Raw genomic sequence first — 23,860 nt, forward strand, 5'->3', positions numbered from 1 at the left:
TCTGCCTGATGCACCGCATCATCCGATTCTGCTGCCGCTGCGCGCCAGATCGCGGGACAAAGCGCTCCTTCAAAAAAATGCGCCCTGAAACAAAAAGCCCGGCTCTGGAGCCGGGCTTTTTCATGCAACTGCTGCTGCGTCAGATCAAGCGCCGTAAACCGGCAGCTTGGCGCAGATGGCTTTGACTTTCTCACGAACGGCGTCGATGACCGCTTCGTTGTTCAGGTCAGCCAGGATGTCGCAGATCCAGCCTGCCAGCTCCTTGCACTCTGCTTCCTTGAAGCCGCGAGTGGTCACAGCCGGGGTGCCGAAGCGCAGGCCGGAGGTGACGAACGGGGAGCGCGGATCGTTAGGCACGGAGTTCTTGTTCACGGTGATGAAGGCCTTGCCCAGCGCGGCGTCAGCATCTTTACCGGAGATGTCCTGCTTGATCAGCGACAGCAGGAACAGGTGGTTTTCGGTCCCGCCGGACACCACGTCGAAACCGCGCTCGATGAACACGCCAGCCATGGCCTTGGCGTTTTTCACGACTTGCTGCTGGTAAGCCTTGAACTCTGGCTGCAGAGCTTCCTTGAAGCAGATTGCTTTAGCGGCGATCACGTGCTCCAGAGGACCGCCCTGGCCACCCGGGAATACAGCGGAGTTCAGCTTCTTCTCGATCTCGGCGTTGGCGCGCGCCAGGATCAGGCCGCCACGTGGGCCGCGCAGGGTTTTGTGCGTGGTAGTGGTGACGACGTCCGCGAATGGAACTGGGTTCGGGTAGACACCAGCGGCGACCAGACCGGCCACGTGGGCCATGTCGACGAACAGGTAAGCGCCGACCTTGTCAGCGATGGCGCGGAAGCGCGGGAAGTCCAGAATCTGCGAGTACGCCGAGAAACCGGCCACGATCATCTTTGGTTTGTGCTCGACCGCCAGACGCTCGACTTCGTCGTAGTCGATCAGGCCGTTGCCATCGATGCCGTACTGAACCGCGTTGTAGAGCTTGCCCGAGGAAGACACGCTGGCGCCGTGGGTCAGGTGACCGCCGTGGGCCAGGCTCATGCCCAGAATGGTGTCGCCAGCGTTGAGCAGGGCCAGGTAAACGGCGCTGTTGGCCTGGGAACCGGCGTGCGGCTGAACGTTGGCGTAGTCGGCACCGAACAGCTCTTTGGCGCGATCAATGGCCAGTTGCTCAACGATGTCGACGTATTCGCAGCCACCGTAGTAACGCTTGCCCGGGTAGCCTTCAGCGTATTTGTTGGTCAGCACCGAACCCTGGGCTTCCATGACTGCAGGGCTTGTGTAGTTTTCCGAGGCGATCAGCTCGATGTGCTCTTCCTGGCGCTTGGCTTCTTGTTCCATAGCGGCATACAGGTCGGAGTCGTACTTGGCGATAGTCAAATTACGGCTGAACATGGCGGTCCTCGGGGATCGGGCAGTAGAAAAGGGGGGCATTCTACAACATCGGGTTTTATCTGGCATATGAAAGCCGGTCATGTCTTGGACAAGCGGTTTTCATCCAGACTGACGCGGCACCTGTAGGAGTGAGCTTGCTCGCGATTCGGTGTATCAGTCTCCGCATTTCTGTCAGGACGACCGCAATCGCGAGCAAGCTCACTCCTACAGAGGGGAGCTGCTCTCAATCAAGCATGAACAGCGCGTCGTTGCTGAATTGAGCTTCGAAGCGGGTGGCCGGCATCGGGCGACCGAACAGGTAGCCCTGCACTTCGTCGCAGCCGTGTTCGCGCAGGAACTCGAGTTGTTCATGGGTTTCCACGCCTTCTGCGATCACGGCCAGGTTCAGGCTGTGAGCCATCGCAATAATGGCGCGGGCGATCTGAGCGTCTTGCTCGCCCGATGGCAGGCCGTCGACGAAGGTGCGGTCGATCTTGAGCACGTCGATCGGGAACTGCTTGAGGTAGTTCAGCGACGAGTAACCAGTGCCGAAGTCGTCGACCGCAATGCTCAGGCCGAGACGCTTGAGCCCCGCCAGAATCTGCATCGCTTCGCTGACTTCCCGCATGAGGATACTTTCGGTCAGTTCCAGCTCCAGGCAGGCAGGCGGCAGGCCTGTCTCCTTGAGGATGTTGGCGATGCGCGTGCCCAGCTGGCCGTCGGAGAACTGCCGCGCCGAAATGTTCACCGACACTTTTGGCACCCGGACTTTCGCCTTATGCCATTCGCGCAGCTGCTGACACGCCTGTTGGAGCACCCATTCGCCCACCTCGACCACCAGACCCAGCTCTTCGAGCACCGGAATGAAATCCCCCGGCGGCACCAGACCGCGACGCGGATGGCGCCAGCGCAGCAGCGCTTCGGCACCGGTCAGGCGCTTGCCATCGCCGCTGAACTGCGGCTGGTAGTACAGCGTGAACTCTTCCTGTTCCAATGCATGACGCAGGTCGCTTTCCAGTTCCAGACGCTCCAGGGCGCTGGCGTTCATGTCAGCCTGATAAAACTGGAAGTTGTTCTTGCCGCGCTCTTTGGCGTGGTACATCGCCGTGTCGGCGTTCTTCATCAACTGGCTAAGTTCGTTGCCGTCCTGCGGGCTGAGCGCAATACCGATACTGGCGGTCACGAAGAATTCGCGGCCTTCCAGCACGAAAGGTTTCACCAGACTGGCGAGAATCTGCTCGGCCACATGAATGGCACGCGTCAGCGCGGCCTGCTGCGAAGCGCCTGGCTGCAATAACAGGGTGAACTCGTCGCCGCCCATGCGCGCGACGGTGTCATCGTCTGCCACGCAGTCCAGCAGCCGCGAGGCCATTTCCTTGAGCATCCGGTCGCCCGCGGCGTGTCCGAGCGAGTCGTTGATCGGCTTGAAGCGGTCCAGATCCAGAAACATCAGCACCACCCAGGCATTCTGCCGTTCAGCCTGCTGCAGCGCGGTGTGCAGTCGGTCCTGGAACAGCGTGCGATTGGGCAGGTGTGTCAGGGCGTCGTAATAGGCCAGGCGGTGAATGCGTTGCTCGCTGGCCTTGCGCTCGCTGATGTCACTGAAGAAGCATACGTAACTGGCCAGGTCGCCTTCGTCGTCGAACACCGCTGTGATGCCGACCCAGGCAGGATAATGTTCGCCATCGCGACGCTTGAGCCACAGCTCACCTTCCCAACTGCCGCGCTGATGCAGCTGTTTGAGGATGTAGCTCATATGCGCTTCTTGCTGGTCCTCGACCGTCAGCATGGTGGGCAACTGGTCGAGCACCTGAGAAACGGCATAACCACTGACGCGACTGAACGCATCGTTGGCCTGAACAATGTAGCCGGCAGGGTCAGTGATCAGGATCGCCGAGGTTGAGTGCTCGAAGACTGTTGCCGCCATGCGCAGGTCTTTTTCCGCACGGCGCTGTTGGCTGATATCCCGGCCCACGCCGAGAACGCCTTCGAAGTTTCCGAATTCGTCCCACACCAGCACCAGACGCAGTTCCACTGGAATCTTGCGACCATCGGCGCGCAGGCAGTCGAAGAGGAACAACTGTGTGCCGATCTCCGTGCGCAATTCGGCGAGCGCTTCGGGTTGCGACAGCGATTTGCCGATACGCTGAAGCAGCGCCTGAAATGCAACCAGTTGCTGCGGGTTGGCGATGATCGAGTTCCAGCCGTTCTCCAGAATCCAGTCAGCGGCATAGCCCAGTACGGCGTTGACCGAAGGGCTGACATAGTTGGGCCGCAGTCTCTGGTCGGTCGAGAAGATCACGTCACTGATGCTCTCTGCGAGCATCCGGTAGCGCTGCTCGCTGTCACGTAACGATTGGCTGGCTTCGATCTGTTCAGTGATGTCCTTGGCCACTCCGATGATACGAGTGACCTTGCCGTGCTTGTCCGGCGCCAACGCTTGTTCGCGAATGTCGAAGCGACGCCAGCGGCCCTGTCGATCCCGAAAGCGCAACTGACACTGCGTGAGGTCGCTGCGGCCCTCTTCGGTGCGCGCCAGACGCAGGAATTCGTATTGATCGGTGTCTTCCGGGTGCAGCAGAATTTCCCAGAAATGCTCGCCCATCTGCTGCAGCTCATCGCGGCTGTAACCCAGCGTGTGGCCCAGATGGTGGTTGCTGTAAATCATGTGGCGGCTGGTGACGTCCTGAACGTACAGATGATCGGGAACGGTGCGCACCACGTCGGACCAGAAGCCTTCCCGTTCCTGCAGCGCGAGCTCGGTCTGCTTGCGATTGGTGATGTCGTTGATGTTCAGGATGACCGCGTTGAAATCTTCGGCATGCTCGGGAAAACGCACCACCAGCCAGAGATGCTTATCGTTGCCGCCTGCATCGGGCAGGAGGATCTCGAGTTCCAGCTGGCGCCGGCCGTCGAGCACAGCTTCCAGTATCTGCACGCCGATGCCTTGCCGGGAGCGTGGGCATCCTTCGATCAATTGCTGCCAGACGTTCTCCGCCGATTCGGCTTGCAGCAACTGCGCCGCGACCTGATTGACTTCAGCGATGCGCAGTTGGTGCAGCAGGCCTTCCAGCTGATCCGGGTGCTTGAGCAGGCGCGCCCTCAAGTCTTCGCTACTGAAGAGCTGCAAATGTTTCAGGTATTCGGACAAGCCGGAGAGATCCAGCACGCACAGTGCGACGCCGGTGCCTTCGAAGATGTCTTTGTAGCGACGACGGCTTTCGTGCAACTGCAACTGGCGCCGACGCAGACTGCGCAAGGCGAACAGGGGAACGATGGAGCAGAGCAGGGCGATCAGGCATTTGCCGATCAGCGGCGCGATCAGCGATTGACGGGTCTTGTACGCGTCGTAGAGGCCGCGCAGCTGCCAGTCGCTGTTGGTCAGCGGTTCGAGCAGCACGGTCTGAATGTTGCCGTCGGTCAGTTGCGCATCTTGTGCACCGCCGCGATAAATCTGCCGCTGATTGTCGCGATTCTCCAACAGCCACGCCGGTTGGTAGTCCTGATCGCTCTGGCGCGTCAGGCTTCTGAGCGCGGCTGTATTGAGTCGCAGCACCCAGTAGCGATCATTGCCGGCGCCAGGCTGACGAACGAACAGGTAAAAAGACGCACTGTCATTGGCGTTTGCGTAATAGTAGGTGTGTCCCTGGATGGACGGCAGCATCTGAGTCAAAAAGCTGGCGTCGCTGCTCGCCCGGTCGCTGTCTGCAGTGACCTTTGCATCGGCGTCGAGCCACGCGACGCTATCCAGGCCCGGCACGGATTGACGCAAATGAGTCAACATCGATGCCGTCTGGTCGGCGTTCTGAGGCGGGCCCTTCGCATCATCCAGCAGATTGAGCGCAACCTGGGCGTTTAACGCCATGTTCAGACTGAGCCGGTCGGCCAGCTGAATGCTGTAATCCACCGCGCGTTGATGTTGACGCTCTTGAGTTTGCTGGAACTGCTCGACCAGCTGCCAGAGCAGAAGCGCAAGCATCAGCAGCACCAGCACCGCGAGCGCGCCTTTCAGCGAGCCTCGAAAAGGCACTGCCGTCGCGCTTCTCGATGGGCGCAAGGGTGAAGTGGGTGTTGGTGTGGACAAACTGTGATCCTGACTGCCGGACTGAATCAGCGTGTGCGAAATGCACTATATGCTCGACGCCCAAAGGGCGGCTAGCATGCCTTGACTTGTGGCTAAGTGCCAGCCCCATTGGGCCGCACGGTTTGCCCTGTCGACAGCATTCGGGTAGCTTTGCGCGACGCGCGCTGCGCCCGATTTCTGTACGCCTGACTCGACGCTTGCAAACATTGCTCCAGCTTTAATACCGGTGCTCGGAAGTTTGCCGCAGCTGTTGCGGTCAAGTATTGATCAATTCAAGGCCCGGAATCGCCCGACGGCAAGTTGCGAAGCTAAAAAAAGCGACTTTTGCGACTCGGCTCGCGCCTTTATTCACAGTCCTAACCAGGTTTTCATTCCATGGCTCAATACGTCTTTACCATGCATCGGCTGAGCAAAGTTGTTCCGCCGAAGCGGGAAATCCTGAAAAACATCTCACTGTCATTCTTCCCGGGCGCCAAGATCGGCGTCCTCGGCCTCAACGGGTCGGGTAAATCCACGCTGCTGAAGATCATGGCCGGTGTCGACACCGAGTTCGACGGTGAAGCGCGCCCGATGCCTGAACTGAACATCGGATATCTGCCCCAGGAGCCACAGCTGGACCCGACCAAGACCGTTCGCGAAGTGGTCGAGGAAGCAGTCAGCGTGATCAAGGACGCTCAGGCTCGACTGGATGAGGTCTACGCGGCCTACGCCGAGCCTGATGCCGATTTCGACAAGCTCGCCGCTGAGCAAGCGAAGCTCGAAGCCATTCTTCAGGCCAGCGACGGTCACAACCTCGAACGTCAACTGGAAGTCGCCGCCGATGCGCTGCGTCTGCCGGCCTGGGACGCCAAGGTTGAACACCTCTCCGGTGGTGAGAAACGCCGCGTGGCCTTGTGCCGCCTGCTGCTTTCCGCGCCGGACATGCTGTTGCTCGACGAACCCACCAACCACCTGGACGCCGATTCCGTCGCCTGGCTGGAGCATTTCCTGCACGACTTCCCGGGCACCGTGGTTGCGATCACGCACGACCGTTACTTCCTGGATAACGTCGCCGGCTGGATTCTGGAACTCGACCGCGGCGCCGGTATTCCTTACGAGGGCAACTACTCCGGCTGGCTTGAGGCCAAGTCCGAGCGTCTGGCCCAGGAATCCAAGCAGCAGTCGGCCCATGAAAAGGCCATGAAGGAAGAACTGGAATGGGTGCGCAAAGGCGCCAAGGCCCGTCAGTCCAAATCCAAGGCCCGTCTGCAGCGCTTCGAAGAAATGCAGTCGCAGGAATTCCAAAAGCGCAGCGAGACCAACGAGATTTACATCCCGGCCGGTCCGCGCCTGGGCGACAAGGTCATCGAATTCAAGAACGTCACCAAAGGCTACGGCGATCGCGTGCTGATCGACAATCTGTCGTTCGCCATGCCAAAAGGCGCCATCGTCGGCGTGATCGGCGGTAACGGTGCCGGTAAGTCGACCCTGTTCCGCATGCTGATGGGCAAAGAGCAACCGGATTCGGGCTCCATTGAAATCGGGGAAACCGTGCAACTGGCCTGCGTCGATCAGAGCCGTGACGACCTGGACGGCAGCAAAACCGTGTTCGCCCAGATTTCCGACGGTTCCGACATGATCAAGATCGGCAACTATGAAATCCCGTCGCGTACCTATGTTGGCCGTTTCAACTTCAAGGGCGGCGATCAGCAGAAGTTCGTCAAGGACCTGTCCGGTGGTGAACGCGGTCGTTTGCACCTGGCGCTGACGTTGAAGGAGGGTGGCAACGTCCTGCTGCTCGACGAACCGTCCAACGACCTCGACGTCGAAACCTTGCGTTCGCTGGAAGAAGCGCTGCTGGACTTCCCGGGCGCCGCCATTGTGATCTCCCACGATCGGTGGTTCCTTGACCGCGTGGCGACTCACATCCTTGCGTACGAAGATGATTCGCAGGCTGTGTTCTTCGAAGGTAACTACACCGAGTACGAAGCCGATCGCAAGAAACGCCTGGGCGACGCCGCCGCCCAACCGCACCGCGTACGCCACAAAAAACTGGCCTGATCCGCGATGCGCACAAAAACGGAGCCTCAGGGCTCCGTTTTTTTACCGCGGAATATAGGCTGACCCCCATCTCTGTGGGAGCGAGCTTGCTCGCGAGGACGTCTGTCTATCCGACAACGCTCTACCGCCTGACACATCCCACAACGAACGCACACGCCCAGCGATCAAGATCCCGATGATGCCTCTGCCAAATCACGTATCGGCCTCAATCTGCAGAATTTCGATAATCTGATCCCCCGCCGGACGCTGCCAGGTGACCTCATCACCCACTTCTGCGCCCAGCAACGCATTGCCCAAGGGCGAGGCCCAGTTGATCAGCTGGCTGGCGGCATCGGCCTGATCCTCGCCCACCAGCTGCACGCGCTGTGAGTGATCGTGTTCATCAACAAACGTCACCCAGCTGCCAATCTGTACTTTTTCCGTGGAGATCGCTGGCGTCACCACTTGAGCGCTGTGCAGACGTTGATTGAAATAACGCAGGTCGCGTTCGATGTCGGCCAATCGCTGCTTGTCTGCACTCTCTCCGCGCGATGTCTGCTCGCCATGCTGCGCCTGCAACGTCGCCACGTGCGCCTGCAGTTGGGCAAGCCCATTGGCGGTTACGTAATTGGGGTTGCCGCTGATCTGGCGCTCCACCGGCTGACTGGCCTGTGCGGCAGCGTGGTCTTCATTGACGAAGGCCCTACTCATGATGTGCTCCCTGTTCAAGACTCATGAACGTTGGGCCGTGCCGACACGCGGATAGTTTCCTCGTCGATCCGCCAACGACCTGCACGTCAGTGAGAGCGGTAGGCCTTGGCGGCGTCTTGCGTCTTCTGCTGCTCCCAGGCCCGGTCGCGATCATTCCAGATACTGTCGCGGCCCTGATCCTGAATATTGCGATTCTCCAACTGCGCCTGACACTGGCGGAATCCGTCGCCCCACCCTTGCGCGTAGATCGTGTCACGCAGATAACGCGGGACATCCTTTTTGTATTGCCCCTTCATGATGTCCACCGATTGCCGCCCACTGCCGCAGCCATCCTGAAAGCCATCCGCAAACGCCGGTGGGTAACCTTCGGCCAATAACTGGTCGTGGGTAGACTGACATCCGGCGACAACCACCACACACCACAGCACCGCCCAGCGCGCATTCATTTCCGTAACCCTCGAACTTATGGAAAAAGTTTAGAAGCGGATCTGTGAGTTATTTGTAAAAGCGCTGTAGGAAATCCATTAACCGATGCCCGGTCAGGCGCGATAAGTTCCGGCTTTCCGCCTGATGGCGCCCACTCTGAAAAAACTTTTAGTAATTTCCGTACGGCGGGCCTGAGAAGATTCAACGTTGGTAAACTGTCGCGCTGCGTCAAACCGTTTAGGAAGATTGATGAACCTCAGAACGATCCTGATCCTCGGCGCACTCAGCGCTTTCGGCCCCTTGGCCATCGACTTTTATCTGCCCGGCTTCCCAGCCATCGCCTTGGCCTTTGGCACGGACGAAAAACACGTCCAGATGACCCTGGCCTCCTATTTCCTGGGCTTAAGCATCGGCCAACTGGTCTACGGCCCGATTGCCGACCGTTTCGGCCGCAGGATTCCGCTGCTGTTCGGCGTTGGATTATTCACCCTTGCATCGCTTGCCTGCGCACTCGCCCCAAGCCTTGAATGGTTGATCGCCGCGCGATTTGTCCAGGCGCTGGGTGGCTGCGCCGGGATGGTGTTGTCGCGTGCGATCGTCAGCGACAAGTGCTCGCCTGTGGATTCGGCGAAAGTGTTCTCGCAGCTCATGCTGGTCATGGGACTTGCACCCATTCTGGCGCCGATGCTGGGCGGCCTGCTGGTGAACGTCTACGGCTGGCAGACCATCTTCCTGACGCTCACGGTGTTCAGCGCGTTCACCGCCGCCGCGGTGTTCAAGGGATTACCGGAAAGCATGCCGGCCGATCATCCTCGTCTGCCGTTGTCAGGTGCCCTGGGTTCGTATTGGCGATTGTTCGGCGACCGGATTTTCCTCGGCCACGCGCTGACCGGCGGGATCGCCATGGCCGGCATGTTCTCCTACATCGCGGGTTCGCCGTTCGTGTTCATCAAGCTCTACGGCGTGCCGGCAGAACACTACGGCTGGCTGTTCGGCACCAATGCGGCGGGCTTCATCCTGATCGCTCAGGTCAACGCCCGCCTGGTGGGTCGTTACGGGCCGGCCTGGTTGTTGTCCAGAACGGTCTGGATCTATCTGGCCGCCGCATTGACGTTGCTCGGAATCGCGTCGATGCACACCGAAAAGCTCTGGCCGCTGCTGATCCCGCTGTTCGTGTACATCGCCAGTCTGGGCTGCATCATTCCCAATGCCTCGGCGTGCGCGATGAGCGGGCAGGGCAAGCGTGCCGGAAGCGCGTCGGCGCTGCTCGGTTGTCTGCAGTTCAGCGTGGCGGCAGGCGCCGCGGCCCTGGTCGGTGTGCTGCACGACGGTACCGCGGTGCCGATGGCGGCCGTCATTACCCTGTGCGGCGTTCTAGCGGCAGGCCTGGCGACGATCACTCGTCGCGCTCAGCAAAAGCGTGATGCGTTAATGCAGCGCGAAGATGTCCGAATCTGAGCTTATTGGCAACGCGCACGGCGTTGCCAATCCCTCCCCGACAATCAACACCGGTCCGGACGTGTTCGGTGAGTAGAAAAAAAAACTCCCTTTGCAGCTTATTACTACTAAAAAAGTAGAAACTTCTTACATAAAAATACCGATCAATAAAGTGGGCTGTTTTCGATCAGTTGCGGGTGCTGAAATCATGCACGCTCAGAGAGATTTATTTCTTGAAAGTTTTTTGACCTTTGGTTGTAGGCATTTGCCATCGCGACTTTTTCGAATTTTCGAGGAATGCCTTCTGAAGCCCGGTTTTGAACGGTTATGTGGCCGTATCGCCGCTTGCATTAACATCTGTAACGGGCAAACTTTGCACAACGTTCGTCAGGATGGCTTACATCCTCCCGTGGCCGGGACGTCCCGCTTAATTATCTGGTGGAGGTACGGCTTATACTATGCGACCGCAGTCGATCCGATTTAACAGAACACCGTCCGTAACTGTGATGATCCTTATTCCGGAGCTGTAATGCGGGCTGATTCTGACATTCGGAATTCGCCTTGGCTGATGCAGATCAAGGCCCCAGCGCGCTCCGGACGACCATCATGGTCGGACCCGTGTACGGATAGCGATCAGGCGTGAACTACAACAGTGATCTCACGCCGTGGTTTTCAGATTGAGACGATATTGCCGGGTCATCGCAACAGATGAATGTTCAACAGGGAGTGAAGACATGGAACACGTACCTTGCATCAGCCAGATCGCTGCGTTACTGGCCGATCCCAAACGCAGCGCGATCATGTGGGCGCTGATGGACGGAACGTCGCGCGCCGCTGACGAACTGGCCCTGATGGTCGGGTTGTCGACCGCCTCCGTAGGTGCGCATGTCGCGCGACTCGCTTCTGGTGGATTGCTGCGTCAAGAGGTGCGCGGGCGCAAGCGCTTCTTCAGACTGGCCGCTCCGGAAGTGGGCGTGGCGGTTCAGGCGCTGGTCAGTGCGTCGATGGTCAGTGCCGAGCTGATCAACCGCAGCCTCGCGCCACCGTTGCCGCCGTTGCCACTGCGCAGGGCGCGCGTCTGTTCAGATCACCTAGGCGGCGAGATGGCGACCGGGTTGTATCAGCGGATGTTGGGCGCCGGCTGGATCGAGCAATCCGAGCAGCGCCTGGAAGTCACCAGCGTGGGCGTTTCCAGATTTGCCGAGCGCGGCATTTTCGTTCCGGCACTGGCCCACCGACGGCGGGAGACCGTTTGCGCATGCGCTGATTGCAATGAAAGCAGTCCGCATCTTGGAGGTGCGCTGGGCGCGGGACTTCTGCAATTGTTCCTGCAACTGGGTTGGCTGCGGGCGACCGAGGAAGCCAGTACGCTGCAGGTGTCTTCCAACGGGCAGCGTGAAATCAACCGCATTGCCGCAGCGGCGTAGCCGGTAGCTGCTCTCAGGTCGGTGGCGTGGATGTGGTGTCGAAGTGGGCATCGATGCAGCTTGCCGGCGCGGGCACGGTTTACGTGCGCGGCCGGCAACCTGTGACTGTCTCTAACCTGTGGTGACGATCACGGTTTGATCAGTCGGGCGTCCAGACTGTTCTGCGCCAGGCGTTGCGCCTGCGCTTCGGTCATGCCCAGATGCGTGTGCAGTGCATGGAAGTTCTCGGTGACATACCCGCCGAAATACGCTGGGTCATCAGAGTTGACGGTCACTTTCACGCCGCGCTCGAGCATGTCGAGGATGTTGTGCTGGCTCATGTCGTCGAACACGCAGAGCTTGGTGTTGGACAATGGGCAGACGGTCAGCGGGATCTGTTCGTCGATGATCCGCTGCATCAGGCGCTCGTCTTCGATCGCACGTACGCCGTGGTCGATCCGCTCGATTTTCAGCAGATCGAGCGCTTCCCAAATGTACTCCGGCGGGCCTTCTTCGCCTGCGTGGGCCACGGTCAGGAAGCCTTCACTGCGTGCGCGGTCGAACACACGTTTGAACTTGCTGGGAGGGTGGCCCTGCTCCGAACTGTCCAGACCCACTGCCACGAATGCGTCGCGGAAGGGCAGCGCCATGTCGAGGGTCTTTTCGGCCTCCTCTTCGCTCAGATGACGCAGGAAGCTGAGAATCAGGCCGCTGCTGATGTTCAGTTTGTCCTTGCCATCCTTCAGCGCGTGGGCGATGCCGTTGAGCACGACCTCGAACGGGATACCGCGATCGGTATGGGTCTGCGGGTCGAAGAACGGTTCGGTGTGGATCACGTTCTGCGCCTTGCAGCGTTCCAGATAAGCCCAGGTCAGGTCGTAGAAATCCTGCTCCGTGCGCAGCACGTCCGCGCCTTGGTAATAGAGGTCGAGAAATTCCTGCAGGTTGTTGAAGGCGTACGCTTTGCGCAGGGCATCGACGTCGTTCCACGGCAGGGCGATTTTGTTGCGCTCAGCCAGCGAGAACAACAATTCCGGCTCCAGCGAACCCTCCAGATGAAGGTGCAGTTCTGCCTTGGGCAGGGCGTTCAACCAGTCGTACATGTGCGTTTCTCATCAGGTGCAATGTCGGCATTCTACAGATTCATCAGGCCAGGCTGGGTAAAAACCTGACCGGACGGTTCATACCTGCGGCAAGGGGTGCGACAAAAGACCTCCGAACATCCGGGCGTCGCTGTGAAACCTTTATTTACAATCAGCACTCTCAACGGCTTCAATCCGGAATACTTCATGGACGTGCGGCATCGGTCGCAGGGATAAAGGCAGCGATGGGCACGATTCTCAAGCAGGAAAAATTTCTACTACTGGCGATCATCGCAACGTGCATCGCCTATCCGCTGGAACACGTTCTGCTCAGTAATGGGCACACGGTCGCGTTGTTGGCGGGTGTGGCGCTGGTGGGGTTTATCATCTGTGCCTCGATGCGCGTCGCTCACCACGCCGAATTGCTGGCCGAAAAGGTCGGCGATCCTTACGGCACGATGATCCTGACGCTGTCAGCGGTGCTGGTAGAAGTGGTCATCCTGGCAATCATGATGAGTAACGAACCGTCGCCAACGCTGGTGCGCGACACGATTTACTCGGCTGTCATGCTCGACATCAACGGGATTCTCGGACTGGCCGCGCTGATGGGCGGGCTCAAACATGGCGAGCAGTCCTACAACGATGACTCCGCGCGGTCCTACAGCGTAATGATCCTGACCGCGATGGCAGTGTCGATGGTCGTGCCGGAGTTCATTCCCGAATCCAACTGGAAGGTCTACTCGGCCTTCACAATCGGCGCGATGATCGTGCTGTACGCCCTGTTCCTGCGCATGCAGGTGGGGCCGCACAGTTATTTTTTCAGTTACAGCTACCCGGATAAAAAACGCCGCAAGGATCAGCCCGAGCAGCACAGTGAGCCGGTCAACCTGGCGTTTTCGATCGGTACGCTGGTCTTTGGCGTCGTCGTGATCGGCGCGCTGGCCGAGGTGATGTCCAAGACCGTCGATCTGGGACTGGAGGGCAGCGGCGCGCCGCCGGTGATGACGGCGATCCTGGTGGCCGCGATCTCGGCGGCGCCTGAAATTCTCACGGCCTTGCGCGCGGCATTGGCCAACCGCATGCAGTCGGTGGTCAACATCGCACTGGGGGCGTCGCTGTCGACGGTCATCCTGACGGTCCCGGTCATGGAAGCGATGGCGCTCTATACCGGTCAGCCGTTCCAGATGGCGATGACGCCGGTCCAGACGCTGATGATTTTCGTCACGTTGCTGGTCAGTGCGATCAACCTCAACGACGGCGAAACCAACGCTATCGAAGGCATGACTCACTTCGTACTGTTTGCCACGTTCGTGATGCTGTCGCTGTTGGGGGTGTGACGACGCGGCCGATTTGCCAGCAATTGCAAACGCTGGCAAATCTGCAGCAGCTTCAAGGTTCGTGGCATCAACCCTGGATCAACGCTGCCGCTGCCTGTCGGTGATCGGCCATCAGGCCCGCGACATCCAGCCCTTCGACCTGGCCATCGATCACGCGCCATTGACCGCCGATCATCACGCGATCTGCCCGGTCCGCGCCACACAGCAGAAGCGCCGAGACCGGATCATGGCTGCCGGAGAAACGCAGTTCATCAAGTTTGAACAGCGCCAGATCTGCTTGTTTTCCGACCGCCAACTCGCCGATATCGCTACGCCCCAGCAGCCGCGCCGACCCCTTGCTCGCCCATCCCAGCACCAATTGCGGTGTGATACGTTCAGCGCCGTAGCGCAGTCGTTGCAGATACAGCGCCTGCCGGGCCTCGAGCATCATGTTGGATGCGTCGTTCGACGCCGATCCATCCACGCCCAGACCCAGCGGCGCCCCGGCAGCGATCAGATCCAGTGTCGGGCAGATGCCGGAAGCCAGTCGCATGTTCGAGGTCGGGCAATGACAGACACCCGTGCCCGCGTTGCCCAGTCGGGCGATTTCCTGCTCGTTGAAGTGAATCCCATGAGCGAGCCAGGTGCGTGGGCCGAGCCAGCCGACGCTTTCCAGATAATCCACCGTGCGCAGGCCGAACCGTTGCAGGCAGAAGTCTTCTTCGTCCAGCGTCTCGGCCAGGTGTGTATGCAGCCGCACGTCCAGCTGTTCGGCGAGGGCCGCGCTTTCGGTCATGATTTGCGTGGTGACGGAAAACGGCGAGCAGGGCGCCAGGGCGATCTGAATCCGGGCGCCGTCGCCGCGCTCGTGATAGGTCTCGATCAGACGCTGGCTGTCCTCGAGAATGACGTGCCCCTGCTGCACGGTTTGCTGAGGCGGCAGGCCACCGTCCGCTTCACCCAGACTCATTGAGCCGCGCGTGAGCATCGCCCGCATGCCCAGTTCCCGCACGCTCTGGACCTGTACATCAATCGCGTTTTCCAGCCCGTCGGGAAACAGGTAATGATGGTCAGCGGCAGTGGTGCAACCGGACAACAACAGTTCCGCCAGCGCCACTTTGCTTGCCAGCGCCAGCTTTTCCGGCGTCAGACGCGCCCAGACCGGATAGAGGGTTTTGAGCCACGGAAACAACGGCTGGTTGACCACCGGACCCCATGCGCGGGTCAGCGTCTGATAGAAGTGATGATGCGTGTTGATCAGGCCAGGCAGCAGCACATGTTCGCGGGCGTCGAAGATTTCATCGCAAGGCTGCGAGGGCGCCTGGCCTGTGGCAAGCATTTCGACGATTACGCCGTTTTCCACGACCACGCCACCTTGGGCGTCGAGATCGTTGGCAGTGAAAACAGCGAGGGGATTTTTCAACCAGATACGGATCGCGGGCATGGTGCCGGCTCCTCTGAAAGTGGGTTCAGGTCGCCAGCTCAGTTTTGCCCTGTCTGCTGATCCAGGGTCGCTACGGCGTCGGATGATGCACGTGGCGAGGGTGGGAATTCTAGAAGGGGGCGCGCGATTCGATCAAGCGTTGAGCACAGCCATCTTCGTAGGGGAGCGGCCCTCCAGCCCTGAGCCGCTCCGCCAAATCGGCAACGATTACCAGGGAATCGTCTCACCTTTGTAGTTCACGAAATGGTGTCCGCCCTTGCCCGCAAATCGCTCGAGCTGCTCCACCATGCCGTTGACACTGGTCTGCACGTCAATGTCCGCACCTTCGCCACCCATGTCAGTGCGAACCCAGCCTGGGTGCATCGACAGAACGGTGGGCTTGTTTTCACCCAGTTGCGTCACGAATGTGTTGGTCATCGAATTCAACGCGGCTTTGCTGGCTTTGTACAGCGCCATTTCCGGCGCATCCGGCATGGTTACGCTGCCAAGTACCGAACTCATGAACGCGATAACGCCGGTCTCTGGACGGATATGGTTGACGAAGCGCTTGGCCAGCCGAATCGGCGCGACAGCATTGGTCAGGAACAATTGGCCCAGCTCGCCAGCGGTGGCGTCGGTGGGATTGTCATGTTTCGGACCGCTGATCCCGGCGTTCACGAACAGCAGGTCATAGCTCTGGTCTTTCAAGTTGTGCGTCAATACTTCCAGCGACGATTGCTCGTCCATGTCCAGGGTCTGAATGTGGACACCGGGTACAGCCTTCAAGGCGTCCGAATGGAGCGGGTCGCGGACGGTCGCCGTGACATCCCAGCCTTGTTCGGTCAGGCGCTTTACCAGGCCCAGGCCCAGGCCCCGAGACGCACCGATGATCAGTGCAGTTTTCTTGGCAGACATATTTAAACTCCTTGAAGAACGAAACCACTGTGCTCTCAGAGTGGACCGCGCTCGCCAGAAGGAATTTGGTTTTTCTGGCTCGCGTCAGTCGGCTTCCATGAGGTGAAGCTGAGGTGTCGCAACGTAGCAGATGGATCGGCGCTGGTGAGTAACATTTTTCGAACGAAGCTTTCGACGGGTTGATTCACCCTGCTGAAGATCCTGCGAGGTAAGCGTTAGGGGATGTCACAAAGGTTCAATTACGTTGTACAAAAAATGACCAAGCCCGTGCGGGCGAGGTATTCCCGGTGCTGTGGACAACCTTGCACGCGTTATCCACAGGATGCTCCACAGTTAATGTGCGCAAGCTTAAAACCACGGTATAAGCGACCTCGCCATAGGATCGACTTGTGATAAGGCGACCTAACTCACTGTTTTCCGGCTGAATTATTCTGCACAGGGTGTGATCGATCAAAAAATGATCATCACTCCGCAGCCCATGTGGATCAAGGCCTGCGCTGGGATGTGCTCAGCTTGTCCACAGGCAGGTGCACAGCTGATGTGGGCAACGTGTTTAAATCCGTCGTTCGATGTCAGGGCCGATGCAATACGATGCGTCCACGGCTGATGTCCGAAAGCTGACGTTGAAAGGTGTCTATCTGCTCGGGGGCCAGCGCAACCTTCAAGTCCACGCCTACGGCGGTGAAGACTTCTTCCTGCACCCGCCCGTCGAGTTCAGAAAGGCGCAATTTCACCAGGGCCAGTTCGCTGAACGAGCAATCAAAGATCACTTCAACCCGATTGATCAAGGCGCGGCGGTCAGCCTGTTGCAAGCACTTGTTCGCTCCGCCGCCGTAGGCCCGGGCAAGCCCGCCGGTCCCCAGTTGAATGCCGCCATACCAGCGAATGACGAGCACCACCACTTGATCGAAATCCTGCGATTCAATAGCCGCCAGAATCGGTCGGCCGGCAGTGCCGCCCGGTTCGCCGTCGTCGGTGCTGCGGTATTGCGCGCCGAGTTTCCAGGCCCAGCAATTGTGTGTGGCGTTCAAGTCGCTGTGCTGTTCGATGAACGCCTGCGCGTCGGCGGGGCTGTTTATAGGCGCGGCGAGGGTGATGAAGCGGCTCTTGCGAATCTCTTCGCGAAATTCGCATGGGCCGATAAGGGTTGAAGGCATCGAAGTGTCCAGCTGGCGTTCGTTGAGGCTTCAGATCGGCGGCGTCAGCCCGCAGCCTTTGAGAATGATGCGAATCAGGTTATCACCTGCCACTTCCATGTCCTGCTTGGTCAGACGGCTGCGGCCTGTCACCTGACAGATTTGAGTCGAGAAATCCGCGTAGTGCTGAGTGCTGCCCCACAGCAGGAAAATCAGATGCACCGGGTCCACGGGGTCCATTTTCCCGGCATCGATCCACGCCTGGAACACAGCCGCACGGCCCTGAAACCACTGTCGATAATCCTGGCTGAAGTACTCGTTGAGGCATTCGCCACCGCTGATGATTTCCATGGCGAAGATCCGCGACGCCTGCGGCTGGCGACGAGAAAACTCCATCTTCGCGCGAATGTACTGAGTCAGCGCCTGAGCCGGGTCATCGTCGACCTTCAGGTTGTTGAACGTGCTGTCCCACAACTGAATGATGTTGCTCAAGACCGCGATGTACAGCCCCAGCTTGTTGGTGAAGTAGTAATGCAGATTGGCTTTTGGCAGACCGGCGTTCTGCGCGATGGTATTCATGCTGGTGCCTTTGAAACCGTGGCGAGCGAACTCGTCCTCGGCGGCTTTCATGATCGCTTCTTCGTTCTTCTGACGAATACGGCTGGCCGGTTTCGTGGCGCTGGCGCTGTGAGCAGGGACTTCAAGGGTCATGTGCGTTTCCAGACGGATCATTGTGTGCGACGCGGTGAACAGATAACGCACCCGCGTCGATCCGACAAGCGCCTGCGATGCAAATTAATGCTCGAACGCTTCAAGTTCCTGCTTTTTTTCAGCGCTGGCCTCCTTCTTCTCAGGCAGCAACAGACTCATGACGATCGCGGTCAGCCCGCCGCTGGTGATCGCGGAGTCAAACAGGTTCTGAACCAGTTGTGGCAAATGATGGAGCAACGTCGGTTGTGCGGCGATACCCAGCCCGACACTGAACGAAGTGGCGATGATCAACATGCTGCGTCGGTCCAGCGGCGACTGGGCAAGGATGCGCACACCCGCCGCGGCCACGCTGCCGAACATCACCAGCGTCGCCCCGCCCAGCACCGGCTTGGGAATCTGCTGAAGAATCGCGCCGATGACAGGGAAAAGTCCGAGCAAAAACAGGATCAGTCCGATGTAGAGACCCACGTATCGACTGGCCACGCCCGTCAGCTGAATAACTCCATTGTTCTGGGCGAATGTCGTGTTGGGGAACGCGCTGAATGTCGCCGCGATCATGCAACTCACACCATCGCCCAGCACGCCGCCTTTCAAACGAGCGATATAGCCGGGGCCTTTGATGGGCTCGCGAGACAGCATGCAGTTGGCGGTCAGGTCGCCAACGGTCTCAATGCTGCTGATCAGATAAATCAGCGCAACGGGCAGGAAAGCTGCCCAGTCGAAGCTGAATCCGAACTTGAAGGGGATCGGAACACTGATCAGCGCGACGTCGCCGATGGCTTGCGGCGCAAGCTTTCCGGAAAACCAGGCCGCGATGCTGCCGACCGCCAAGCCTATGATGATGGCTGACAAGCGAATCCAGGGTGTATTCGAACGGTTGAGCAGGATGATCACGAGCAGCACGAACGTACCGAGCAGCAGGTTGCGGGGCTCGCCGAAATCCGGTGCGTTGAAGCCACCACCCAGGTCCGTGACGCCGACCTTGATCAGACTCACGCCGATCAATGTGATGACGATGCCTGTGACCAGCGGCGTGATGACCCGACGAAGCTGTCCGATGAACCGGCTGAGCACGATTTGCACAATCGCACCGAAGAAGCATACCCCGAACACCATGGCCATGATGTCCTCCGGACTGCCGCCGCGCGCCTTGACCATGAAGCCTGCTGACAGCACTGCCCCCAGGAACGCAAAGCTGGTGCCTTGGAGGCAGATCATGCCGGCGCCGATTCCGAACGGACGACGCGCCTGGATGAATGTGCCTACACCAGAAACCATCAGTGCCATGCTGATCAGGTAGGGCAGATACGCACCCAGGCCCAAGGCTGAGCCGATGATCAGGGGTGGTGTGATGATGCCGACGAATGCCGCAAGCACATGCTGAATCGCCGCCAGTGTGGCGGGCGCCGGGCTGGGACGATCATTCAGTCCGTAGATCAGGTCGTTATTCTCTGGCGCATCAGGCTGCATGTCGTGCTCTCGGTTTCTGTGGTGGGCCAAGTCGACGCGGCATGAACGGCGCCAACCTGACTCGTATTGCAAAAACCTGTCCAACTGATCAGGTAGTCGGTTCGCAAATCTTGTTATTACCAACTTTTTCAATCAGTTAGCTACTCATGGCGTCGTCTCGACGGCACTGTCTGGTGACGCTGTTCGCGCTTGCAGGCCTCATCGTGTCGCAGCCAGGCTTTCAAGAAAGCTCTCCAGCACCAAATGAGGGCGACGACCTCTGCGGGTGACGGTCACCAGACTCAGATCATAAAAGCGAGTGCGCGGTTTGAGCGGCCGCAGTCGGCCTTGCTGAACCCAGAATGTCGCGTAGTGATCTGGCAGATAGCCGATGTAACGCCCTGTCAGGATGAGAAATGCCATGCCTTCCCGATCCGAAGCACTGGCCGTGCATTTAAGCGCCTGATAGTGCGCCTGGATATCGGCAGGAAGTCGAAATGTCGGGGCGATCGCCTCCTGATTCGCGATCCGCTCATCGTCCAGTTGGGTGTCATCCACATAAAACAAGGGATGACCCACTGCGCAGTACAGCAGCGAGCGTTCGCTATACAGCGGCTGGTACTCCAGACCCGACAACGCGCTGGCCTGAGGCACGACACCCACATGAAGGCTACCGTCGAGCACACCTTGCTCGACCTCGTTGGGGGCGATCATCCGGATATTGATGTGCACATCCGGCCCGCGCTCTTTCAACTGTGAAAGCGCGTGGGTGATGCGCATGTGGGGTAGGGTCACGAGATTGTCAGTCAGGCCAATGTTCAGCTCCCCTCGAAGGTGTCGGTGAAGACCGTTCACTTCCGTACGAAAACTCTCGAGTGCGCTGAGCAGCTGGAGCGATGACTGATACACCTCACGACCTTCTTCTGTCAGCGAAAACCCCGCTCGCCCACGCTGACAGAGACGAAGTCCCAAGCGTTGTTCGAGATCGCTCATTTGCTGACTGATCGCGGATCGGCCAATCCCCAGCGCGCTTTCGGCTGCGGAAAAACCGCCCGACTCGACGACGCTACGAAAGATGCGCAGCAGGCGGATATCAAAATCACTGACTTGTGCCAGCGGGTCGGAACGTCGAGTGCTCATAGTTTAGTAGTCAGCCAACTAAAGATCATAAAAGCAGGATTTTCCCGACTTTATGCCCGTGGCAACGTGGCTGCAACCGGCACTGCTTTCCGATCCTGTTTCAAGGGAATGAAGACAGGCCACCCACGTCCTTGTGAGGTTATTCCGATGAACATGCCCGAATCGTCCGATATGTCGCTGGCCAGTCAGTTGAAACTCGATGCTCACTGGATGCCCTACACGGCCAATCGCAATTTCCAGCGTGATCCGCGACTGATCGTGGCTGCCGAAGGCAGCTATCTGACTGACGACAAGGGGCGCAAGATTTACGATGGCCTCTCTGGTCTGTGGACCTGCGGCGCGGGTCATACACGCAAGGAGATTCAGGAAGCCGTGGCCAGGCAACTGGGCACACTCGATTACTCGCCTGCTTTCCAGTTCGGCCATCCGTTGTCATTCCAGTTGGCTGAAAAAATTACCGAGCTCACGCCGGGCAACCTGAATCATGTGTTCTATACCGACTCGGGTTCGGAGTGTGCCGACACGGCGGTCAAGATGGTTCGCGCTTACTGGCGCCTGAAAGGTCAGGCGACCAAGACGAAAATGATCGGGCGTGCCCGGGGTTATCACGGCGTGAACATTGCGGGCACAAGCCTTGGTGGCGTCAACGGCAACCGCAAAATGTTCGGTCAACTGATGGATGTCGATCATCTGCCTCACACACTGTTGGCAAGCAACGCGTATTCCCGGGGGATGCCAGAGCAGGGCGGCATCGCGCTGGCAGACGAGATGCTAAAGCTGATCGAACTGCACGACGCTTCCAACATCGCAGCCGTGATCGTCGAGCCGATGGCTGGCTCTGCTGGCGTCATCGTGCCTCCGCAGGGCTACCTCAAACGCCTCCGTGAAATCTGCGACCAGCACAATATCCTGCTGATCTTCGACGAGGTGATCACCGGCTTCGGTCGTACCGGCTCGATGTTCGGCGCAGACAGCTTCGGCGTGACCCCTGACCTGATGTGCATCGCCAAGCAGGTGACCAATGGCGCCATTCCGATGGGCGCAGTGATCGCCAGCAGCGAGATCTACCAGACGTTCATGAACCAGCCGACTCCTGAATACGCGGTCGAATTTCCCCACGGTTATACCTATTCCGCACACCCGGTCGCTTGCGCTGCGGGGCTGGCGGCGCTGGATATCCTCAAGCGTGAAAATCTGGTGCAGCAAGTCGCTGAGACCGCGCCGCATTTCGAGAATGCGCTGCACGGTCTTAAAGGCAGCAAAAATGTCATCGACATTCGCAACTACGGCCTGGCAGGTGCGATTCAGATTGCGGCCCGCGATGGCGACGCAATCGTTCGCCCGTTCGAGACCGCGATGAAGCTGTGGAAAGCCGGTTTCTATGTCCGCTTCGGTGGTGACACGCTGCAGTTCGGACCAACGTTCAACAGCAGACCTCAGGATCTGGACCGCATGTTCGACGCGGTCGGCGAAGCGCTCAACCAGATCGACTGACCTACCTGACTTATCAACAGGCGTGGCTCAGGCTGCGCCTGCGAGCACCCTTTTTCGGAGTCAACCCATGAGCAACATTCAACACTTGATCCACGGCGAACTGGTCAGCGACACCGGTCGCACCGCCGACGTGTTCAATCCGTCCACCGGGCAGTCGATTCACAAGGTCCCGCTGGCCAGTCGCGAAACCGTGCAGCAGGCGATCGATTCGGCCAAGGCGGCGTTCCCGGCATGGCGGAACACGCCACCTGCCAAGCGCGCCCAGGTCATGTTTCGCTTCAAGCAACTGCTGGAACAGAACGAAGCGCGCATCGCTCAGTTGATCAGTGAAGAACATGGCAAGACCCTGGAAGATGCTGCCGGCGAATTGAAGCGTGGGATCGAAAACGTCGAGTACGCCAGTGCCGCGCCCGAGATTCTGAAGGGTGAGTACAGCCGTAACGTCGGCCCGAACATTGACGCCTGGTCCGACTTCCAGCCGCTGGGTGTCGTGGCGGGAATCACACCGTTCAACTTCCCGGCCATGGTGCCTCTGTGGATGTACCCATTGGCGATCGCCTGTGGCAACTGCTTTATCCTCAAGCCGTCCGAGCGCGATCCAAGCTCGACGCTGCTGATCGCTCAGTTGCTGCATGAGGCAGGTTTGCCCAAGGGCGTCCTGAACGTCGTGCACGGCGACAAGGCCGCGGTCGATGCGCTGATTGAGGCGCCGGAAGTCAAGGCGCTCAGCTTCGTCGGCTCTACGCCGATCGCCGAGTACATCTATAAGGAAGCGACATCTCGCGGAAAGCGTGTTCAGGCACTCGGCGGCGCCAAAAACCACGCGGTGCTGATGCCGGATGCCGATCTCGACAATGCGGTCAGCGCATTGATGGGCGCGGCCTACGGTTCGTGCGGTGAGCGCTGCATGGCGATTTCGGTCGCCGTTTGCGTGGGCGATCAGGTTGCCGATGCGTTGGTGGACAAACTGGTTCCGCAGATCAAGGCGTTGAAAATTGGCGCAGGCACTAGCTGCGGCCTCGACATGGGACCGCTGGTGACCGGTCAGCATCGGGACAAAGTCAGCGGCTATATAGAAGACGGGGTGGCGGCGGGTGCAAAGCTGGTCGTCGACGGTCGGGGTCTGACCGTTTCAGGTCACGAAGAGGGTTTCTTCCTGGGCGGATGCTTGTTCGATCAGGTCACCCCGCAGATGCGTATCTATAAGGAAGAGATCTTCGGTCCGGTTCTTTGCATCGTCCGAGTCAACAGTCTCGAGCAGGCGATGCAACTGATCAACGACCACGAATACGGTAACGGCACTTGCATCTTCACCCGCGACGGTGAGGCCGCCCGGCTGTTCTGCGATGAGATTGAGGTCGGCATGGTCGGCGTCAATGTGCCGTTGCCTGTGCCGGTGGCTTACCACAGCTTTGGAGGCTGGAAACGTTCACTGTTCGGCGACTTGCATGCTTATGGTCCGGATGGCGTGCGTTTCTACACCCGTCGCAAGGCCATCACCCAGCGCTGGCCGCAGCGGGCCAGCCACGAGGCTTCGCAGTTCGCATTCCCAAGTTTGTAATCACGCGCGAGAAGGCGGGCCGTAAGGTTCGCCTCTTCGCTTATCAGCTGACTTTTGACCGATATGACAATTTAATGAAATTAGGGGTTGACGCCCCTCTCAATGTCTCTATAATTCGCCCCACTTCCGGCGCAGACGAAACGGAAAACTCCTTGAGATTCAACGAGTTAGAC

Annotated in this window: 18 protein-coding genes; 7 read left to right on the forward strand and 11 right to left on the reverse strand. The window is 59.1% G+C overall.

Features of this window, described 5'->3' with window-relative positions; translation table 11 throughout:
• A partial coding sequence (locus BMZ10_RS27865; protein WP_218147282.1) for a hypothetical protein occupies positions 1-185 on the forward strand: 185 nt, incomplete at its 5' end.
• Here BMZ10_RS27865 and glyA read toward each other — a convergent pair.
• Both glyA and BMZ10_RS26995 read right to left on the reverse strand, forming a co-directional pair.
• The gene (glyA, locus tag BMZ10_RS26990; RefSeq protein ID WP_093469797.1) at positions 145-1,398 is read right to left on the reverse strand and encodes a serine hydroxymethyltransferase; all 1,254 of its coding nucleotides are present in this window, start codon (positions 1,396-1,398) and stop codon (positions 145-147) included. The two genes, BMZ10_RS27865 and glyA, sit on opposite strands and share 41 nt — an antisense overlap.
• A gap of 223 nt (positions 1,399-1,621) precedes the next feature.
• Entirely contained in the window at positions 1,622-5,461 is a 3,840-nt protein-coding gene (locus BMZ10_RS26995) for a sensor domain-containing protein (protein WP_371266324.1), read from the reverse strand.
• A 375-nt stretch (positions 5,462-5,836) separates the two neighbouring features.
• Between BMZ10_RS26995 and ettA the strand changes: the two genes are divergently transcribed.
• A complete protein-coding gene (gene ettA / locus BMZ10_RS27000; protein ID WP_093469799.1) occupies positions 5,837-7,501 on the forward strand; it encodes an energy-dependent translational throttle protein EttA in 1,665 nt (554 codons plus the stop codon).
• A gap of 192 nt (positions 7,502-7,693) precedes the next feature.
• Here the strand turns inward: ettA and BMZ10_RS27005 are convergent, their stop codons facing one another.
• On the reverse strand, positions 7,694-8,191 hold the full coding sequence (locus tag BMZ10_RS27005; RefSeq protein ID WP_093469801.1) for a GreA/GreB family elongation factor: 498 nt from the start codon (positions 8,189-8,191) through the stop codon (positions 7,694-7,696).
• An 86-nt stretch (positions 8,192-8,277) separates the two neighbouring features.
• Positions 8,278-8,637 carry a hypothetical protein gene (locus tag BMZ10_RS27820; protein ID WP_093469803.1) on the reverse strand — a complete coding sequence of 120 codons (360 nt, stop codon included), beginning with the start codon at positions 8,635-8,637 and terminating at the stop codon, positions 8,278-8,280.
• Positions 8,638-8,866: 229 nt separating this feature from the next.
• Here BMZ10_RS27820 and BMZ10_RS27015 point away from each other — a divergent pair, with 229 nt between their 5' ends.
• A complete protein-coding gene (locus BMZ10_RS27015) occupies positions 8,867-10,075 on the forward strand; it encodes a Bcr/CflA family multidrug efflux MFS transporter (protein ID WP_093469805.1) in 1,209 nt (402 codons plus the stop codon).
• 713 nt (positions 10,076-10,788) lie between these two features.
• Positions 10,789-11,481 carry an ArsR/SmtB family transcription factor gene (locus tag BMZ10_RS27020; protein ID WP_093469807.1) on the forward strand — a complete coding sequence of 231 codons (693 nt, stop codon included), beginning with the start codon at positions 10,789-10,791 and terminating at the stop codon, positions 11,479-11,481.
• 128 nt (positions 11,482-11,609) lie between these two features.
• Here the strand turns inward: BMZ10_RS27020 and BMZ10_RS27025 are convergent, their stop codons facing one another.
• On the reverse strand, positions 11,610-12,563 hold the full coding sequence (locus BMZ10_RS27025) for an adenosine deaminase (RefSeq protein WP_093469809.1): 954 nt from the start codon (positions 12,561-12,563) through the stop codon (positions 11,610-11,612).
• 224 nt (positions 12,564-12,787) lie between these two features.
• Here BMZ10_RS27025 and BMZ10_RS27030 point away from each other — a divergent pair, with 224 nt between their 5' ends.
• Positions 12,788-13,879 carry a calcium:cation antiporter gene (locus tag BMZ10_RS27030; RefSeq protein WP_093469811.1) on the forward strand — a complete coding sequence of 364 codons (1,092 nt, stop codon included), beginning with the start codon at positions 12,788-12,790 and terminating at the stop codon, positions 13,877-13,879.
• 67 nt (positions 13,880-13,946) lie between these two features.
• Here BMZ10_RS27030 and BMZ10_RS27035 read toward each other — a convergent pair whose 3' ends face one another.
• The 6 genes from BMZ10_RS27035 to BMZ10_RS27060 all read right to left on the reverse strand — a co-directional run bounded on the left by BMZ10_RS27035 (position 13,947) and on the right by BMZ10_RS27060 (position 20,632).
• Positions 13,947-15,302, reverse strand: coding sequence for an 8-oxoguanine deaminase (locus tag BMZ10_RS27035; RefSeq protein WP_093469813.1), 1,356 nt, complete (start codon positions 15,300-15,302; stop codon positions 13,947-13,949).
• Between the two features lie 207 nt (positions 15,303-15,509).
• Positions 15,510-16,196, reverse strand: coding sequence for an SDR family oxidoreductase (locus BMZ10_RS27040; RefSeq protein WP_093469815.1), 687 nt, complete (start codon positions 16,194-16,196; stop codon positions 15,510-15,512).
• A gap of 572 nt (positions 16,197-16,768) precedes the next feature.
• On the reverse strand, positions 16,769-17,353 hold the full coding sequence (locus BMZ10_RS27045; protein ID WP_093469817.1) for an IMPACT family protein: 585 nt from the start codon (positions 17,351-17,353) through the stop codon (positions 16,769-16,771).
• A 30-nt stretch (positions 17,354-17,383) separates the two neighbouring features.
• Positions 17,384-18,043, reverse strand: coding sequence for a TetR/AcrR family transcriptional regulator (locus tag BMZ10_RS27050; protein WP_093469833.1), 660 nt, complete (start codon positions 18,041-18,043; stop codon positions 17,384-17,386).
• Between the two features lie 84 nt (positions 18,044-18,127).
• Entirely contained in the window at positions 18,128-19,513 is a 1,386-nt protein-coding gene (locus BMZ10_RS27055) for a uracil-xanthine permease family protein (protein WP_093469819.1), read from the reverse strand.
• Between the two features lie 198 nt (positions 19,514-19,711).
• Complete coding sequence (locus BMZ10_RS27060; protein ID WP_093469821.1) at positions 19,712-20,632, reverse strand: LysR family transcriptional regulator; 921 nt, start codon at positions 20,630-20,632, stop codon at positions 19,712-19,714.
• Between the two features lie 147 nt (positions 20,633-20,779).
• Between BMZ10_RS27060 and BMZ10_RS27065 the strand changes: the two genes are divergently transcribed.
• The gene (locus BMZ10_RS27065) at positions 20,780-22,126 is read left to right on the forward strand and encodes an omega-aminotransferase AptA (protein ID WP_093469823.1); all 1,347 of its coding nucleotides are present in this window, start codon (positions 20,780-20,782) and stop codon (positions 22,124-22,126) included.
• Positions 22,127-22,193: 67 nt separating this feature from the next.
• Positions 22,194-23,687: a CoA-acylating methylmalonate-semialdehyde dehydrogenase gene (locus BMZ10_RS27070; protein ID WP_093469825.1), complete on the forward strand. Its 1,494-nt coding sequence runs from the start codon at positions 22,194-22,196 to the stop codon at positions 23,685-23,687.
• Positions 23,688-23,860: the final 173 nt, after the last annotated feature.

The sequence above is a fragment of the Pseudomonas sp. NFR16 genome (assembly GCF_900108875.1).
Lineage (GTDB): Bacteria > Pseudomonadota > Gammaproteobacteria > Pseudomonadales > Pseudomonadaceae > Aquipseudomonas.